Below are 18111 nucleotides of genomic sequence, written 5' to 3' on the forward strand. Positions count from 1 at the left end.
AGAAAATTTTATGTTTTATTTGCGCTTAGAATCTACTTTGCAAATGCTTTTTCTATGCGCTCGCATACTTTTGATTCTAGTGCTCTTAGTGCTTGATATACTGCGCATTCTATGGCTCGCTCATTGCTTTTGCCGTGGCTTATGATTACGACTTTATTTACTCCTAGCAGTGGTGCACCGCCGTATTCTGCATAGTCCATTTTTTTCTTTAGATTTGCAAAAGAGCCTTTTAGTAGGATTCCCCCTAGTATTTTTATAGGAGAGGATTTTATGTCATCTTTTAGGATTTTGCTTACCGCACTTGCTACGCCCTCTGCTGCTTTTAGCACTAGATTTCCGCTAAATCCATCGCAAACAATGACATCAGTGCTGCCATTAAAAATATCGCCACTCTCTACATTGCCGATGAAAAATGGATACTCTTTCAAAAGTTTGAAAGCCTCTTTTGTGAGTTCGTTGCCTTTGGATTCTTCCTCGCCATTTGCTAGCAATCCTACACGGACATTTTCATAGCCCATCACAGAAGTAGCGTATTCATTGCCCATTATGGCAAATTCTACCAAGTATTCGCTTTTGCAATCAGTATTTGCCCCAGCGTCCAAAATCATACTTGGTTTAGCCGTAGTGGTAGGCATAAGCGTGCAAATAGCAGGACGAGAAATGCCTTTGATTCTGCCGATTCTCATCGTGGCTAGGCTCATAGTCGCCCCACTATGTCCGGGCGACACAAGTGCGTCTGCTTCACCATTTTTGACAATCTCGGTAGCGACATATATAGAGGAATCCTTGCGCTTTAGTGCTTCTGTCGCTCCATCTTCCATACGAATATAATCAGAGCAGTTGCGCACACTAAGACGAGATTTGAGATTTTGAGGTAGATTTGAGATGAGGGGGGAGATTTGGCTTTCATCGCCGACTAATATCGCTTCAAACTCACGCTTTTTCAATGCTTCTAGCGCACCAAGAACGATAGGGGCTACACCTTTGTCCGCCCCCATAACATCAACAGCTACTCTTAGCATACAATCTCCTTAAAAATTCGTATAAATGAAGTAAAAACAGACTTAATTAAGATAAGTGGTTGATTTTAAGTATTTTAAGTTTTTGCTACTTAATATTTAGATTTTGTTTTTAGATTTTTTGTGCAAAAAAATCTACTTGTGGGCGACATCATAATATGCGACACAAATGACACTGCCAAATCAAAATCTAAAACACCAAATCTCACACCACCAAAAACGACAAAATCCTAAATTCTAACGCTAAAATAAATATTGGCTAAAAAATTAGCCTTTGTATTTACCACTAAATTTATTTACACGATGAGGTAGCTTCCAGCTTCCGTCTTTGTCTTTGATAGGTTTTGCAAGAGTGATTTTGTAGTGTGTCCTGCGCTTTGCTGCTCGTGTCTTGCTTACTCTTCGCTTTGGGACTGCCATTTTATTCTCCTTTGTGATGATAGTCTAGTTTGATTGACTCGATTTCACTTTGCAAGATAAAATCTAAGTCAATAAAGCCATCAAAAAACTCAATAACATCAAATGTCTCTAAGCTTTGGCTTTGTGCATCCCAGATTCCATCTGAAATATACAAAACCAACTCTTCATCTAGCGTTTTTTGGTATTCCTCACCGCTTATGTCGCAAACTAGCGTGATTTCTCCACTTAGCCTGCCCTCCAAAAGAAATAGCCCTTTTTGTCCTTGCCCCCTTGCTTCTTGTATCTTTCCACTTAGCTTTACTATGTCTCCTTGTATGTTTTTTTCTAGGCTAAAAGATTTCGGTGTGGAGGAGATTTTGCGTGCTTGGATTTTCATTTAGATTTTGGTGTTTGCAAAATTGGCAAAATCAGCATTTGTAAAAAGAAGCCCCTACTCAAAAATCTTCACAACAAACGCAGTCTAAGCGAAGCATTCTAGGATAGGCTTCAAACAAAACCCTAGAATCTGCTTTGAGTAGAAAATGACAAAAGCCACAAAGCCTAGCAAATTTCGCGTGTGCTAAAGAAAAACGCAATTTCGATTTTGGCGTTTTCTAGGCTATCGCTTCCGTGCACCGCATTTGCATCAATACTCTCTGCAAAATCCGCACGAATCGTTCCTTTTGCTGCTTCTTTTGGATTTGTCGCACCCATAAGTTCTCTATTTTTGGCTACGGCATTTTGTCCCTCTAGCACCATTACCACCACAGGACCACTTACCATAAACTCCACCAAATCCTTAAAAAACGGGCGTTCTTTATGCACAGCATAAAACCCTTGCGCATCGCTTACGCTCAAGCAAAGTTTTTTCATCGCCGCTATGCGCAATCCATTGTCCTCAAATCTCTGCACTATCTTGCCTATCACACCCTTTTCTACGGCATCTGGCTTGATGATTGATAAAGTTTGCTCCATAAAGTCTCCTAAAAAAGTAATTTGTGATTATAATGCGCTTATGCTTAAATAATAATAAAAAATTAAACTTCAAAAAACCTCATTAGATAAAATCAAACTTTGATATAATGCCGATTTTGTATGTCGTGGATTTAGCACCACAAAATGTGCGAGATTCTAAGCAGTGCTAGATTTTGCCAAACGCTATATTTCGCCAATGTTTTGTCAAACAAAGCCAAAATCCAAAAAAGCCAAAAATCGCTTAAGGGCTAAAGCAAATGCAATACTCACAAGATAATCAATCAACCCCCAAAACCACTGCAAGCACGCCCACAAATGCCCAAAATACACACCCTTTAGAATCCCAAAAAAAAGAGCATATAGAATCTCACATAGAGTATGCAGACTTTCCAAACTCTAGCACAAAATCTAGTGAAAAATCTAGTGTTGATTTGTCGTTATCCGCGCTTGATTCTGCTTTAGCCCCACGCTCTATAAATACCACAATGAACGCCCCGCATAGAATCAAACCAAATCAGCCAAGCAAAATCAGCGTGCGCGAAATCACCACAAGCGAGCAATCAATTCAAATGAGAATCGACCCACACGAGCGAGATGAGATATTTGCCCTAGAGCTAGAGCAAAAAGATGAGGGACTAAATGTGCGCTATCTTATCTACGCATATATCGGGCTTTCGCTGTTTTTGCTCGTGTGTATGCCAAAGGTTTGGCTAAGTAGCACGATATACTACACAAGCCGTGATATAAACAAACTCCAAACACAAAGAGACTTACTCCAAGAAGAAAACAAACGACTTCAAAATGAGCGCGAAAAGCTCCGCTACCAATACCTAAAGCTAAATTCCCAACCGCAGTAATGTAGCATAAGGTGTAGCATAGTGTAGCGCAATAGCGACACCAATCTAGCGCAAATAACCACAAATATGGCAAACATAGACAGCTGATTTTGGCATTTGTAAGTTTTAGTGTTTTTTATAAAACTCAAAATCCCCCAAAGATAAAATACACACAAAAAATTTCAATTTTGTTTTGCAAATTTATTTGCCAATATTGTGTTAATTTTGCAAAATATTTAGCTTAGATTCTAAGGTTTTTATCAAATTTCAACTTATTTTAAGAATATTTTGGTTAAAAAGCACCATTTGATTTTTGCTTGATTTGTGCTTGCTAGCCTTGCCAAGCCCACAAAATCCACCATACTAAAAGGAGTGTAACAATGAGTTTGATGATAAATGATGAGTGTATAGCTTGCGATGCGTGCTTAGAAGAATGCCCAAATGAAGCTATCATTGAGGGCGAGCCAATCTACCGCATAGACCCTGATTGTTGCACGGAATGTGTTGGGTATTATGATGAGCCAAGCTGTGTGAGTGCTTGCCCAAAAGATGCGATTATGCCAGACCCTGATAATGCTGAAAGTTTGGAAGAGCTAAAATACAAATACGAACAACTAAAAAATAAAGAATAAGAGATATAATGTTGCCCATATTTCTTGCAAACCAAGCTAAGGGGCAACAAATGGCAAAAGTAACTGCAGTCATTGACATCGGCTCAAACTCCGCTAGAATGGCGATTTATGAAAAAACAAGTCGCTATGGATTTCGCCTTATTTATGAATGTAAATCGCGAGTTAGGATTTCGCAAGGGTGCTATGAGAACAACGGAGCATTGCAAGAAATCCCAATGCAGCGAGCAATATCAGCTCTAAAAGAATTTAGGGCAATAGCCAAGCAATACAAGGCAAATAAACTTTTTTGTGTGGCGACTTCTGCGATACGAGACGCACCAAATAGAGCGGAGTTTTTGCTCCGAGCTAGGAAGCAAAGTGGCATAGACATAAAAGTCATTGACGGGGAAAAAGAAGCGTGGTATGGTGGGCTAGCTTGCGCCAATCTCTCCCACAACAAAACAGGTATCACCATAGACATAGGTGGTGGTAGCACAGAATGCGCTATCATAGAAAACGGCACTCTAAAGGATTTAATCTCCCTAAAACTTGGCACGATTCGACTAAAAGAGCTGTTTTTTGACCATCATAAAAATATTGATTCTGCTAAGGAATTTATCTTAGAAGAGTTAGCCAAACTCCCACCACATTTTGTGTGTGAGAATGTATTTGGGATTGGTGGGACGATTCGGGCGATAGCCAAAATGATAAGCAGGCAGGCAAAATACCCTATAAAAACTATTCACGGCTATGAAGTAGAAGTAAGCAAAATGCGACCTCTCATACATAGTATCTACAAGGCAAAAGAGGAAGATTTGGAGGGGCTAGGTGTCCCGCTTGATAGAAAAGACAATATTAGAAGTGGCGCACTTATTTTTTCTATGCTTTTGGCTCACTTTGGGGCAAAAAACATTACCGCTAGCGGTGTGGGTGTGCGTGAGGGGGTTTTCCTTAGTGATATGCTTCGCACGCAAAAGCACCGATTCCCAAATGGCATTTTGCCATCTCTTATTGCGCTAAAAGATAGGTTTGGTATCAACCAAAAAGTAGCAAAAAACCACACCAAGCAAGCCTTAGCGATTTTTGACACTCTAGCACCACTCCATAAGCTAGGAGATGAGTATAAAGCCTACTTAAATGTCGCTTCACAGCTTTGTGATATTGGTAGTTTTCTAAATTTCTATGGCAAATCCGAGCTCGGAGCATATATCTTGCTAAATGGGCTTGATTATGGATTTTCTCATACCCAAAGAGCTGTGATATGTCTGCTAGTTCAGCATTTGGGTAAGCAGATTCCCAAAGATTCTACCATAGCACATATCAGTGAGATTATGCCACCACTAGAGTCATTGCAATGGCTTAGCTTCGTGCTATCACTTGCTCATACGCTGTGTGCCACAGGGGAAGAAAAGCTAGCCTACACTTATGCAAGAGAATCACTACAAATCCACTGCAAATCCGCGCTATATCTTGCAAGAGAGGACATATCTAGGCTTATCCCACCCGCAAAGCTATCAGTAGAATTTATAACAAACTAGGATTTTATACCAAATGGCACAACACCGCAAAGACACTATAACTCCCAAGCTAAAAAAGCTAGCCACTTACTCAAGTGGCAGGTTTTTATCTGGCTTTGTGAGTTTTTTTGGGTGGGTATTAGCTATTGTGCCTCATTGTGTGTTTTTGGTATTTGTCAAATCTCTAGGACTACTTATGTATCAACTAGATAACAAAAACCGCTACAACGATGCCAAAACAAACCTAGACTTTATCTATGGCGACACTCTCACGCCTGAGCAAAAAAAAGAAATCATCAAGCGATGCTATCAAAACTTTGCCTTTGTAATCCTAGAATCTATCCGTGTAACCAATATACCTTACCATAAGCACCAAAAGCGATTTGAAGTCATTGATGAGCATTATTTACTAGAATGCCTAGATTCTAAAGGTAGTGCGGTGCTTATTTCTGGGCATTTTGGGTATTGGGAAGCTATGGCGACATTTTTGCCACCTCGCTATCGCAAGTGTCAGATGGCAAGTCTAGGGCGACTTACAGGGATTGATTCTGTGGATAGCTTAATCATCTCTAGGCGTGAGTTTCAAGGCGTGAAGTTTATAAACAAAGCAGGAGCGTTTAAGCATTTACTACGACTATATAGTGGAGGAAATGCACTCGCTGGGATACTCACAGACCAAAGTATGAACAAAAGCGAGGGCATAGAGGTAGAATTTATGGGCAAAAAAGCCACACACACGCCTATTGCTTCGATTTTATCTCGTAGGTTTGGTGTGGGTATCGTGCCTGTGTTTATCGATTTTGATGAGAGCTATTCAAAGTTTGTTGTGCGGTTTTTTCCTGCTATCTTTGCGCCACACACACAAGACTCTAGTGCGGATATACTCCAAGCCACCCAAGCCCAAGCCAATATCACAGCGCACGCTATACAGACAAACCCAAAAAGCTGGTTTTGGTTTCATAGGCGTTGGAAAGAGTTTTATACAGATTTGTATTAGATTTTTAGGTTTGTTTTGCACAACCCGACACATAATGTATGTGTTATAGTATATGGTGTGCTTATATAAGTAAGGTTGGTTTTGCTAAATTTTTGTGAGATTTTGGGCTAAGACTTTGGATTTTATACGCTTTTTGCATAAAATCTTTTCGCAAATCAAAAAAAATTTGTTATAATCAAAGTTAATCTTTCGTAAATGAAAGATAATTTTTCTGCTTAGCTTTTAGTCGGGCGGATATTCTACTCCACGCGACATAAGGCGAAGTGATTCTACACAGCATAAAGGAGCAAAAAATGTGTGTGAATGTTTTGAAGCGGTTACAAGTAGTAGGTAAAGGTGTCTCTCTAGCGGGACTTATGTGTGGGGTAGTGGTAAGCTCATCTTTGCTAAGTGCTGCACCAGCAGACAACAGAGCAAAAGCAAAAGCAGCTACAAGTGCTCTCAAAGGCGATGAACGCAAAAGAGTAGAAGACGGTATGAAAGCTGTCCAAAGACGAGAAAGCTTCAATGAAGCTACACTTGAAAAAGGTAAAAGACGCTACAAATCTTGCGCGATTTGCCACGGCTCAAAAGGTGATGTAACAGCACCAGGGCAACTAGAGGGTAGAACTATCCTTGATAGAGACTATGCAGCACTTGTTAAAGAATTGCAAGACTATCGAGCAGGCACTGCGGATAATGGCGGGCTAAATGTCATAATGACTGTGAATATGGATGAGTGGACTGACCAAGAAATCCAAGATGTCTCTGCACATATCAATGCTTTGCGTGCAGAATACAACCAAAAAGCAAAAGCAAAAGCTGGGGTTAAAAAGAAGAAAAAGAGAGATGACGATGATGACTAAGCATTAGTCGCTTAATCTTTTCTTTAATCTTTTTTTGTGGCTATGACTGCTAAGTCATAGCCATTTTTTTTTTGGACTTTTTGCTTTTATTAGATTCTGCATTGGATTTTGCTAAGACTCTTGTATTTATTTTGTTTTTATATATCCTTGTGTTTTTCGCACATTTCAACTTCTTTTAGACTTTTTGCAATACTCCTTTGAAACTCTTTTTTTGCTTTTTTTGTTTTTCAAGGCATCATAAAATAATTTGACTTGTGCAAAAAACGCTTGCGCAAGAAATGACTACACAAAAAGCTAAAACATATTTTTAAGTTTTGTGCTCTAAAAGCACCACCTCTTAGCACGGATGGGATTTGGTGGTGGATTGATTTCATTATAAACTATTTTGATTCCCTAGAAAGCCATAAGTATGACAAATTGCGTTATTGTTATATGACAAATCACATAGCCTGACACACCAAAGCCACCTGCCTAAGCACCACAAAAACAACGCAAAATACCACAACCGACAAAATATATCCCCCCAATTTATCCCCCGATAATATGCCTCACACCTTTAGAATCTGCCTTAGACAAAAAGCCGTCTTTTTCAAGCTGCAATACGATTTTGCGACATTTTGGATAGCCACCCAAACCGCACGTTTGCAGATGAGATATGCTAGTCTTGCCATCTTGAAGCATTATGTTTTTTGCTTTTTGCAGTAGCTCATCTTCTACGCCGAAGTCTTCACTCTCATCTACCTCACTTGTATGTGTCCCAATTCCCTCATCTACCTCGCTTAAAAAGCTCGTGTCATACTCGGGCTCGCCTTGAGAGCAGATAAAGCTAACGATAGATTCTATCTCCTCTGGCGTAGCCCACGGCGCGTGTAGTCGTAGTAGCCCCACACCACCCGTAGAAAACAGCATATCGCCATTGCCTAGTAGATTTTGCGCCCCATCATTATCTAAAATCACCCGAGAATCAATAGACTGCCCCACTCTAAATGCAAGCCTAGCAGGGAAATTTGTCTTAATAAGCCCTGTTACGACTTCTCGGCTTGGTCGTTGTGTAGCTACGATTAGGTGTAGTCCAGAGGCTCTACCCATCTGTGCCACGCGGATAATGGGCATTTCTGCTTCTTTCCCCCCTGTCATCATTAAGTCCGCTAATTCATCAATGATTACCACGATAAAGGGGAAAATCTCACCTCCATTTTGCTTTGCTTTGACATTGTAGTCATCTATGGTTTTGGTTTTATATTCACGCATTAAATCATACCTGCGCTCCATTTCGCGCGTGAGGTTGTTTAGCGCGGTGATTGCTTTTGCGGGGTCAGTGATGATAGGCGTAAGCAAGTGAGGTATATCCTCATATAGGCTAAATTCCACTCTCTTTGGGTCTATCATTATTAGCCGTAGGCTTTGAGGAGAGTTGCGATAAAGCAGTGAGAGTATCATCGCATTTACCCCCACGCTTTTTCCGCTCCCTGTCGTCCCAGCCACAAGCAAATGTGGCAATTTCTTTAAATCCGTTACAAAAGGATTGCCAACCAAATCTTTGCCAAGTCCAAGTGCTAGCGGAGAAGCAGTGTTTTTAAAAAGCTCGCTATCTAGCACTTCACGCAGATATATTGTTTCTCTATGTGAGTTTGGGACCTCAATTCCCACTGCGTTTTTGCCCGGGATTGGGGCTTGGATACGAATCGCTTTTGCAGAGAGTGCCATAGATATGTCTTTTCTAAGGGCTTCTATCCTGCTTACCTTGACATTTGCTTCAGGAACAAACTCAAAAGTCGTAACCACAGGTCCTAGATAAAACTGCTCTACATTGCCATTGATTTTGAACGTCTTTAGCTTATGCTCTAAGTCGTGGATTTTTTTATCTATGGTGTCCTCTTCTGGGCTTTGCGTGTTTTTGGGCGGGATAGCTAGGAAGCTAATATCAGGCAACGCGTAGTTTTTAGGCTTTTCTAGCGTGCCTTTATCTAGCTCTTTTAGTAGAGTATCGCTTGCCGAGAATGTCTTAGATGGAGTGTGTTTAAAAGGGTTGTTTTCATAGTGTGTAGAATCTTTTTGTGGATTTTGCTGTTTTTGGTAGGAATCTTGCGTGCTAGATTGTGCTAGTTTGGATTGTGCTTGAGAGTTATCAAAGCCTTGTTTATCATCAAAATCCTGCTTGGCAAAATCTTGTGTAGATTCTAGTGTAGCCTCGTTTTTTTCTTGGTGGTTTAGATTTTGGCTTGCTAGCTCATTTTCGTTTAAATCCTGCCAATATTCTTGTGTAGAATCTTGCACACAATCTTGCGGCGCATTTTGTGCTAAATATTCTTGCTCTTCCTTATCTATACGATGATTTTCTGCATAATGATTTTCGTGATTTCCACCATATTTATTCTCTGATTGATTCTCTGAAGTAGGAGCAAGCCTTGTGTATCGCGGCTGAAGTGGCTCATTATATACTTGTGATTGTGCTTCGCGTTTTTTGGCTCGCTCTAGGACTTCGCTAGCATCAATTTCTAGGACTTCGCCCTCCTCACCCTCCTCGACAAGTCGCACCATTTTGGCGTATTTTTGCTCCTTGCTTTCTTGGGCTTTTTGCTCTTTGTCTTTATCTTCATAGATGATAGTTACTTGCCTTTCATCAAAGTCTAGCTCCGTGCGATGTGGCTTATTTGGATTTTCATAAATGCTTTGCTCCCAAAAAGGCTCTAAATGATTTTGCAGATTTTGCTTAGAATCCTGCCCTAAATCTCTAAAATCTTGCCTAGAATCGCTATAAACACTTTGTGTGTGTTGCTGTGTATGATTAGAATCCGCATTATAAGCATTTCTTTGAGTATTTTGTGCACTATTTTCTTTTATGGGAGGATTAAAGGCTTTGATACTATCGCTTTGAAAAAACGATGATAAGGCACTCCAAATAGTCTTTAGCCCCTCGCCCAAAAGCGCGAATATAGATTTCCCTACACTTAAAAAGCCTTTTCCCAAAAACTCAAAAATTGCTCCTAGATTGTCTTTTAGCCAAAAGATTTTATCTGGCATAAGCAAAAGAATGCCTACCAAAAAACTCAAAAATGTAGCGATTATCACGCCTAGCACACCCACAAAAGGCGAAATCTGCCTAACGAGCAACTCGCCTGCTTTTCCACCCCTCTCACTGCCAAATAACGCAAACTGCACCACCAAAATCCCCGCACAAATAAGCAAAATCCCACCAATGACTTTAAGTCGCTTTGGACTTAGGCTAGAGTCCTTATATACCGCATAAGCAGGGTAAATAAAAAACAGCAAATACACATAGCCAAGATAGCCAAACAAACTTAGATTTAGCATAGCAAGCCCCCTACCAAGCTCGCCCATAAGCCCTCTATCTCCAAAAATCGTAGCAATGGTTAAAACGACAAAAAAAGCACACCAAGCAAAGAATATATATATTTTTTTCAATGTTACGCCCTTTTTTGAGCTTTTTTAAGCAAAATTTCTAAAGAAGTATTATATCATAAGTGCTTTAAAAGTTTCATTTAGGAAAGCCCTTAAACTTTAGCTTGCCACTACTTTATGAAGTTGATTTTATAAAGCTAGCTTGCTTAGAAGTGATTTTGGGATTTTGGAGTTAAAATCAGTCTTTTGGGAGAGCAAAATGCACGGAAAGATTACTCGCTATTCGATGGCGACAGGCTCAGGCACGGTGATAAATTTTGCAAAAAGGGTGTTTGAGCTACGCGCAGAAAATTGGAGGGATAGGAAATTTTTGCCCGTTTCGGGTATGTTTGTAGAGTTTCGCGCTGATAGCAATGGGCACATTACAGATGCAAAAAGTAGCGAATACCAAGAGTTCGGTCCAGATTCTCTTGTAACAGAATATGACTTTTGGAGCACTCAAACCGATGTCGAGCTAAACTACAAAGAGTTATCCATACGCTATCAACAAGCCGAAGAGATATATAAGCAAACCGACTATCTTAATATGAAAAATGTAGAGCTTACTCAAGGCGTAGAAGAGTGCGTGCGACAATACTACACACCAGAGACAAATACCATAAAATTTGCCCTTGCCGATGTCGAGGAGATTCCCCGTGAGGATAGGCTCAATTATATGGCTGTGAAGCGGTTTATGACAAAAGCGATAGATTTTTTGGTATTTTGTGATAAAAATATCACTCCAGATATGTTTGCAGAGGATTTGCAAAAGCTACGCGGACTAGAGTTTTGCTTCAAAGAGCTAAAGGGCAGAGAGACACAAAAAAGCGAAAATATCTACACAGATGTGTTTTTGGAAAAACAGCTACATTTCAATGGAGCAAAAAAGGCGATTTCCGCGATAAAAGAGAGAATGCTTCAGCTTGAAAACAAAGTCAAATTTTCCACAAAAGAAGTATATCGACTTCGTAGCGTCATAGAGCGCAACAAAAAAGATACCACCCTCCCACCCAAGCTAGAAAAGCACAAAGACATCATCGCAAAATCTGAAGAGGAGATAAAAATCTTTACCGCGTGTAAAGATAGACTCATAAAAGCTACCAAGAGTTTTCAGCAAAACTATGTAGCGGATTTTGACAATGAAATAAGAAGACGCAGGGAGGAGCTAACCGATGAGATACGCAACGCGTTAAACACTATCGCCACCGTGCTAGATAACAAAATATGGCAAGCTGGTATGGGCTCAACTTCTGTGCATAGCAATTTTTTCAAGCAGCAAAACATAAATAGTGCTTACTGCACGATGACATTTTATTGGCAATACTTAAAAAGGCTTGATAAAATGCGACTAAGCGATGCTGAAAAAATGGGATATAACTTCTATGAGCGATACAAAAAAGCTCATCAAAAATTTTTTCTAATCTACACAACCGACCCAAGACTAGAAATGTCGCTAAAAACGCAGATAATGTCGATAAACAAGGACTATGAGGTATTTCCTGTAAAAAGCGATGGGGAGTTTATGTCTCATATCAATAACTACACTTTTGAGAGAGGATATATAGACCATTCTATTCCGCACGGCGACCCAAATGCACTTATCATTGAGGTGCAAAAATCAAGACGCAACAAAGATGCAAAATTTGTCATCGTAAATGAGGAGCAAGCCGCACAACTATCAAGAGACTATCGAATGTAGATTTTAGCTTTGCTAAATTTTGTTTTTTATTAGCCTTGCTTAGCTTGGTGTAAATCTGCTATTTTAAAATCTGCCAAAGATATTCCAAGTGTGCAAAATGCAAAAGACAAGACTTAAAAAGCGTGGTTTCAAAATTTCAAAAATGCAAAAAAGCCATAGAGTTTTTTAGAGAATCAGGTTTGAAATAGAATCAAATTTTTGCACAAAAATACTCCCAAATGAAACTAATAAATCTAGCTTGTTTTTTGCTACTAAAAATTACTAAAAGCCACCTAATTTATTATGGATTTTGTATAGATTTTGCAAATAGCGTTTATAAAATCCTCGCCTAGTAATCTGGCTTAGGAGTTTTTAGCGTGCTAGGCGGCAAGATAGGTTGGGTGATGATGGGGTATTTGCCATTTAGGGATTCAAAAAACTTCTCTATCTTGCGTGTATCCTCATCATCAATCTTTATTCCAAGCTGGATTTCCCCCATAGTTTTTATCGCATTTTTTATGTCCCAATACTGCCCATTGTGAAAATACGGCGCAGTGTGGAGAATATTGCGCAGTGTGGGGACTTTTACCTCGCCGTCTTTATTGCCCTTAAACCCACCTATATGGGCAAATTCATAAGGTTTTTTGACTTCAAATGGTTGCATTGTCCCCCCTAGATTTATGCCTTTGTGGCAGTTGGTGCAGCCCTTTTCGATAAAAAGGCTTAAGCCCTCTTGCTCTTCTATGCTTAGTGCTTTTGGATTCCCTCGCAAAAAATCATCATATCTGCTAGGTGTATTTAGGGTCATCTCAAAAAGCGCGATAGTATCAGCGATTAGCTTAAAATCTATGACTACATTATTCCCATAAGCCGCCCTAAACTCTTTGACATATTCAGGGATTGATTGCAAAGTAACGATAATATCTCGCTCGGTATTTGCCATTTCTACGGGATTTTTCATCGGCTCTTGGGCTTGGTGGGACAAATCCTTTACCCGACCATTCCAAAAATGCACACGATTAAAGAGAGTGTTAAACACAGTGGGGGAGTTTAGGTGCTGTGGGTTTGACTGCCATTTATGCCCGATAGCAGCAGGCATAACCTCCGCGCCACCTAGCCCTAGATTATGGCAACTAGCACAAGAGATATTTCCAGAGCGAGAAAGTCTAGGCTCAAAAAACAGCTTTTTGCCTAGCTCTATTTGAGTGGGGGTAAATTTGGGCGAATAGTTTTTGATGATATTTTGTTTTTCGATATGTAGTCGCTGATAGTCCTCCAAGTCTTTACCTTGAGGCATAGGCAAAAGCCCTGCGTCTCTAGCATCCTCTATAAGTTCTCTAGGAGTTTGTGCTTGTAGTGTGGTTTGCAGTGGTAGCAAGCACAGTAGCGATAGCATAGCTATGACATAGCTAGCAGTCTTTGTAGCAACCCTTGTAACCCTTGTAGTAGCCTCTCTCAATACAGAAAAAAAAGTTATCAAAAAAGTGTGAAATCGCATTTTCTCTCCTTATGGCAAAATTTACATAAACAAACTAGATAAAAATCTCGGGGCAAAATTTTGGCAAAATCTCCTAGCTCAAATTCTAACTTATCAATTTTAGCCAAATTATGATAAAAAGTTTTTTAATCCACATTTTTACACACGCTTAAAAAACAAAAATTTTAATAAATTTTTACACTTTTTATGAGATTCTAAAGACTTCTTAAATGAGTTTTTATTATAATGCTAGTGATTGTCAAAATACAAAAATTACAAGCAAAAATTATCTAAAAATATGTGAGATATATTTGTGGTTTTGTAATATATTTTTGTCAAAATGCACAATAAATATTGCCTCACAAGCCACATAAAACAACAAAATTTATATCAAAACAAAGGAGTGTCAAATGAGCTATACCCACCTACATTTACATACCGAGTATTCTCTCCTAGATGGTGCAAACAAGCTAGAAGTCCTAGCCAAAAGACTTAAAGAGTTAGGTATGACTTCTGTTGCGATGACTGACCACGGAAATATGTTTGGCGCGATTGATTTTTATACAAAAATGAAAAAATACGGTATAAATCCCATAATCGGTATGGAAGCCTACCTACACAACAACGAAAATCTAAGCGACAAAGCCACTCCACAGCGATTTCACCTATGCCTTTATGCCAAAAATGAAATAGGGTATAAAAACCTTATGTATCTTAGCTCACAAGCGTTTATCAATGGATTTTACTTCTATCCTAGAATCAACAAAAAAATCCTGCGTGAGCGAAGTGAGGGGCTGATTTGCTCAAGTGCGTGCTTGGCTGGAGAAGTCGATTGGAATCTAAATTTGAGCGAAAAAAACCTAATGCGTGGTGCGGGTGGCTATGAAGCAGCAAAGGCAGCAGCACTAGAATACAAAAAGATTTTTGGCGATGATTTTTACCTAGAGATAATGCGGCACGGAATCAAAGCGCAAGAAAGAATCGACACACAGATTTTGCAAATCGCCAAAGAATGCGACATAAAAGTCATCGCCACAAATGATGCACACTATGCCACCAAAGATGATGCGGATTTCCAAGAAATCATAATGTGTCTAGGAATGGGCAAGACTATGCAACAAAATAGAGAGAATGGACTGCGACATTCTGTCAAAGAATTTTATGTAAAATCTGCCCAAGAGATGGAGCGTCTTTTTGCAGATATACCAGAAGCCATAGCAAACACTCAAGAAATCGCAGATAAATGCAAAGACTTCAAAATCGACTTAAAAGATGATAAGCACAATCCCCCCACACCACCTAGCTTTAAATTTACCAAAGAATACGCCCAAAAAGAGGGGCTAGACATTGAGAGTGATGAGGAGTATTTCAAATACAAAGCGCGAAAAGGGCTAGAGGAGAGACTAGCAAATATCCCGCAAGAAAAGCACCAAAACTACAAAGAGCGACTAGAATACGAAATAGACATCATCTCTTCGATGAAATTCCCGGGCTATATGCTTATCGTGTGGGATTTTATCAACTACGCAAAACAGCAGGGAATCCCCGTAGGACCGGGCAGAGGAAGTGCAGCAGGAAGCCTTGTAGCGTTTTGCCTACATATCACTGATATTGACCCGATGAAGTATAATCTCCTCTTTGAGCGGTTTTTGAATCCAGAGCGGGTAAGTATGCCCGATATTGATACGGATTTTTGTCAGCGCAGACGCCAAGAAGTCATCAAATATATGGTGGATAAATACGGCAAATACAATGTAGCCCAAGTCATTACCTTTAACAAAATGCTTGCAAAAGGCGTGATACGCGATGTCGCTCGCGTGCTAGATATGCCCTATAAAGATGCTGATGAGTTTGCAAAACTTATCCCCGAACAGCTTGGAATCACGCTAAAAGGCTATGAAAAAGATGGCAAATTTGTAGAGGGAGCGTGGGAGCTAGAGCCCAAAATCAAAGCCTTAGTCGAGCAAAATCCTCTTGCCAAAAAAGTGTGGGAAAACTCCCTAAAAGTCGAGGGTTTCAATCGCAATGCGGGTAGGCACGCTGCTGCTATCGTGCTAGATAGCACTCAAGAGCTGTGGAATAAGATTCCGCTTTTTACGCTACTAGATTCTCGCAACAAGAAAAAAAAGAAAAAATCCAAATCTAGCGCAAGTCAAACAAGTGAGAACGAAACAAATGAAGATGAAGCAAATCAAAGCGCAGAATCACCAATCTCAAATAGCCAAGATTTAGCACAATCTAGCGAGCAAACTTCGCAAGCTACAAATACAGAGGATAGTTCTCGCGTGATTGTTACGCAGTATTCGATGAAATATCTAGAGCCTGTGGATTTAGTCAAATTTGACTTTCTAGGGCTAAAAAACTTAACACAGATTGATGACACGCTAAAGCTAATCAAAGAGCGATATGGCAAAAGCATAGATTTCACCCAAGTAGATGTCGATGACAAAGAAGTGTATAGACTTATCCAAAGTGGCGATACACTCGGTGTTTTCCAAATAGAATCTGGTATGTTTCAGGGGCTATCTCGCAGGCTAAAGCCATCTTGCTTTGAAGATATTGTCGCTATTATCGCGCTTGGGCGTCCCGGACCTATGGAGTCAGGTATGGTAGATGACTTTGTCAATCGCAAGCACGGACTAGCCCCTGTAACTTATATGTTTAAAGAGCTAAAGCCGATTTTAGAGCCCACTTATGGGACAATCGTCTATCAAGAGCAAGTTATGCAAATCGTCCAAGTTATCGGTGGATTTTCACTAGGCGAAGCAGACTTAATCCGCCGCGCTATGGGTAAAAAAGATGAGCAAATAATGGCTGATAATAAAGAGAAGTTCGCACAAGGAGCACTAAAAAACGGACACGATGAGAAAAAAGCCCGTGAGCTGTGGGACTTAATCGTAAAATTTGCAGGCTATGGCTTTAACAAATCTCACTCTGCTGCCTATGCTATGCTGACATTTCAAACCGCATATCTAAAGACTTACTATAAGCACGAGTTTATGGCTGCACAGCTCACAGTAGAGTCTGACAAAATCACAAAAGTAGCAAAATATATCCAAGAAACGCGCAATATGAATCTAGAAGTATTGCCTCCCCACGTCAATCTATCTGTGGAATTTTTTGGTGTGGCAGATGTAGCAGAGCCTAAAGATAATGCCAAATCTACAGAGGCGCAAAATACAGATTCTAGCCAAGTGGATTTTGGCATAGAATCTAGTGAGGATTCTAGCCCAAAATCTAGCACTACCAAAAAAATCGTCTTTGGACTTGGCGCGATAAAAGGCGTGGGCAAAGATGTCATAAGTGATATTATACAGACGCGCAAAAGTGGCGGGGAGTTTAAAAACTTGCAAGATTTTGTCCAAAGAATGGATTTCTCAAAGCTAAATAAGCGGTCTTTAGAGCCACTCATCAAATCAGGTAGCTTGGATAATCTAGGGTTTAGCCGTGCGTGTATGATGAAGCATATTGATACGATTTGTGAAATCGGGCGCAACAAACAAAAACTTGAAGAAACTATCGATAGTTCGCTCTTTAGCGACTCAAAAGAGGAGCTATCTGAAGTGATTTTTGACTTTAGGGACATAAAAGAATTTGACACTAAGACAATGCTTGAGTATGAGTATGAAAGCTTAGGAATCTATATCACAGGACATCCCCTTGATGAATACGCAAAAGAGATAAAATCCATAAAAAATGTGGTGGGAATCGACAAAATTGAGGAGCTAAAAGTAGGCTCTAGCGTTATGCTTATCGTAAAGGTAATGAGCGTAGCAAAAAAAGTCGGCAAAAAAAGTGGCAAAATCTATGGTAGCCTAAAAGTGATAGACTTGATGGGCGAAATCGAAATCACTATATTTGAGCAAGGACTGCTAAAACTTGATATGCTAGATTTAAACAAGCCTGTCGTGCTAAAAGGTAAAATCGAAGAGAGAGAGGAAGAAAACCAAGTGAGGGTGTTTGATATTTTGCCACTAGAGGAGGCAAAAAAGCAAAGAATCCGCATAGAGTATAAAGAGAGAAATGATTATGTGGAAGCAGATGGACAGTATATCTCAAAAGAGGATTTCAAAGTAGCAGACATAAAAGAAGTGGGATTTGGGCACGGCTGTCCGCTAGGGCTAGTGCTAAGCAGAGAAATAAGCCCAAAACAGTTAGAGAGAATCTCCGCTTCAGCAAAATCAAACGCGGGCGAGCGAGAGCTACACATAATCATCAAAGAGGAGGGGCGACAATATAGATTTAAAAGCCAATTTTTCGTAAGCGATAGGATAAAAGAAGATGTCTTGGCTATGGAAGAGATAGAGGGTGTGGAGTGGCTAGACTTAGTAGAGGCATAGCATTCATATTATTTC

12 protein-coding genes and 2 pseudogenes are annotated in these 18111 nt (G+C 39.9%); 8 read left to right on the top strand and 6 right to left on the bottom strand.

The annotated features are described in order from the left end of the window. Positions 1–32 precede the first annotated feature (32 nt). From plsX to ndk, 4 genes are all read right to left on the bottom strand, one after another. Complete coding sequence (gene plsX, locus CQA40_RS06890; RefSeq protein WP_115520163.1) at positions 33–1022, bottom strand: phosphate acyltransferase PlsX; 990 nt, start codon at positions 1020–1022, stop codon at positions 33–35. A gap of 264 nt (positions 1023–1286) precedes the next feature. Further along, positions 1287–1439, bottom strand: a complete 153-nt coding sequence (rpmF, locus tag CQA40_RS06895) for a 50S ribosomal protein L32 (RefSeq protein WP_023928340.1) — start codon at positions 1437–1439, stop codon at positions 1287–1289. A gap of 1 nt (position 1440) precedes the next feature. Continuing rightward, positions 1441–1815 (bottom strand): hypothetical protein, encoded by a 375-nt coding sequence (locus tag CQA40_RS06900; RefSeq protein WP_115520164.1) that lies wholly within the window; start codon positions 1813–1815, stop codon positions 1441–1443. Between the two features lie 164 nt (positions 1816–1979). Further along, the gene (ndk, locus tag CQA40_RS06905) at positions 1980–2393 is read right to left on the bottom strand and encodes a nucleoside-diphosphate kinase (protein WP_023928343.1); all 414 of its coding nucleotides are present in this window, start codon (positions 2391–2393) and stop codon (positions 1980–1982) included. Positions 2394–2650: 257 nt separating this feature from the next. Here ndk and CQA40_RS06910 point away from each other — a divergent pair, with 257 nt between their 5' ends. The 5 genes from CQA40_RS06910 (at position 2651) to CQA40_RS06930 (ending at position 7199) form a co-directional block, all read left to right on the top strand. Next, on the top strand, positions 2651–3250 hold the full coding sequence (locus tag CQA40_RS06910; protein WP_115520165.1) for a hypothetical protein: 600 nt from the start codon (positions 2651–2653) through the stop codon (positions 3248–3250). A gap of 359 nt (positions 3251–3609) precedes the next feature. Continuing rightward, positions 3610–3861, top strand: coding sequence for a YfhL family 4Fe-4S dicluster ferredoxin (locus tag CQA40_RS06915; RefSeq protein WP_023928346.1), 252 nt, complete (start codon positions 3610–3612; stop codon positions 3859–3861). 50 nt (positions 3862–3911) lie between these two features. Further along, a complete protein-coding gene (locus tag CQA40_RS06920) occupies positions 3912–5378 on the top strand; it encodes a Ppx/GppA phosphatase family protein (RefSeq protein ID WP_115520184.1) in 1467 nt (488 codons plus the stop codon). Positions 5379–5391: 13 nt separating this feature from the next. Beyond that, positions 5392–6354 (top strand): lipid A biosynthesis lauroyl acyltransferase, encoded by a 963-nt coding sequence (locus CQA40_RS06925; protein WP_115520166.1) that lies wholly within the window; start codon positions 5392–5394, stop codon positions 6352–6354. 293 nt (positions 6355–6647) lie between these two features. Further along, complete coding sequence (locus tag CQA40_RS06930) at positions 6648–7199, top strand: c-type cytochrome (protein WP_115520167.1); 552 nt, start codon at positions 6648–6650, stop codon at positions 7197–7199. Positions 7200–7727: 528 nt separating this feature from the next. Here the strand turns inward: CQA40_RS06930 and CQA40_RS06935 are convergent. After that, complete coding sequence (locus tag CQA40_RS06935) at positions 7728–10625, bottom strand: DNA translocase FtsK (RefSeq protein ID WP_181882872.1); 2898 nt, start codon at positions 10623–10625, stop codon at positions 7728–7730. A 196-nt stretch (positions 10626–10821) separates the two neighbouring features. Between CQA40_RS06935 and CQA40_RS06940 the strand changes: the two genes are divergently transcribed. Continuing rightward, complete coding sequence (locus tag CQA40_RS06940; protein ID WP_023928355.1) at positions 10822–12300, top strand: hypothetical protein; 1479 nt, start codon at positions 10822–10824, stop codon at positions 12298–12300. 328 nt (positions 12301–12628) lie between these two features. Here the strand turns inward: CQA40_RS06940 and CQA40_RS06945 are convergent, their stop codons facing one another. Next, complete coding sequence (locus CQA40_RS06945) at positions 12629–13675, bottom strand: cytochrome-c peroxidase (protein ID WP_115520186.1); 1047 nt, start codon at positions 13673–13675, stop codon at positions 12629–12631. A 491-nt stretch (positions 13676–14166) separates the two neighbouring features. Here CQA40_RS06945 and dnaE (CQA40_RS11870) point away from each other — a divergent pair. Together dnaE (CQA40_RS11870) and dnaE (CQA40_RS11875) are read left to right on the top strand one after the other, a co-directional pair. Then, positions 14167–15858: pseudogene (gene dnaE / locus CQA40_RS11870) on the top strand (DNA polymerase III subunit alpha); the annotation flags it as partial. 135 nt (positions 15859–15993) lie between these two features. Continuing rightward, positions 15994–18096, top strand: a pseudogene (dnaE, locus tag CQA40_RS11875) (DNA polymerase III subunit alpha); the annotation flags it as partial. Positions 18097–18111 lie beyond the last annotated feature (15 nt).

It is taken from the genome of Helicobacter sp. MIT 01-3238, from assembly GCF_003364135.1.
Lineage (GTDB): Bacteria > Campylobacterota > Campylobacteria > Campylobacterales > Helicobacteraceae > Helicobacter_B.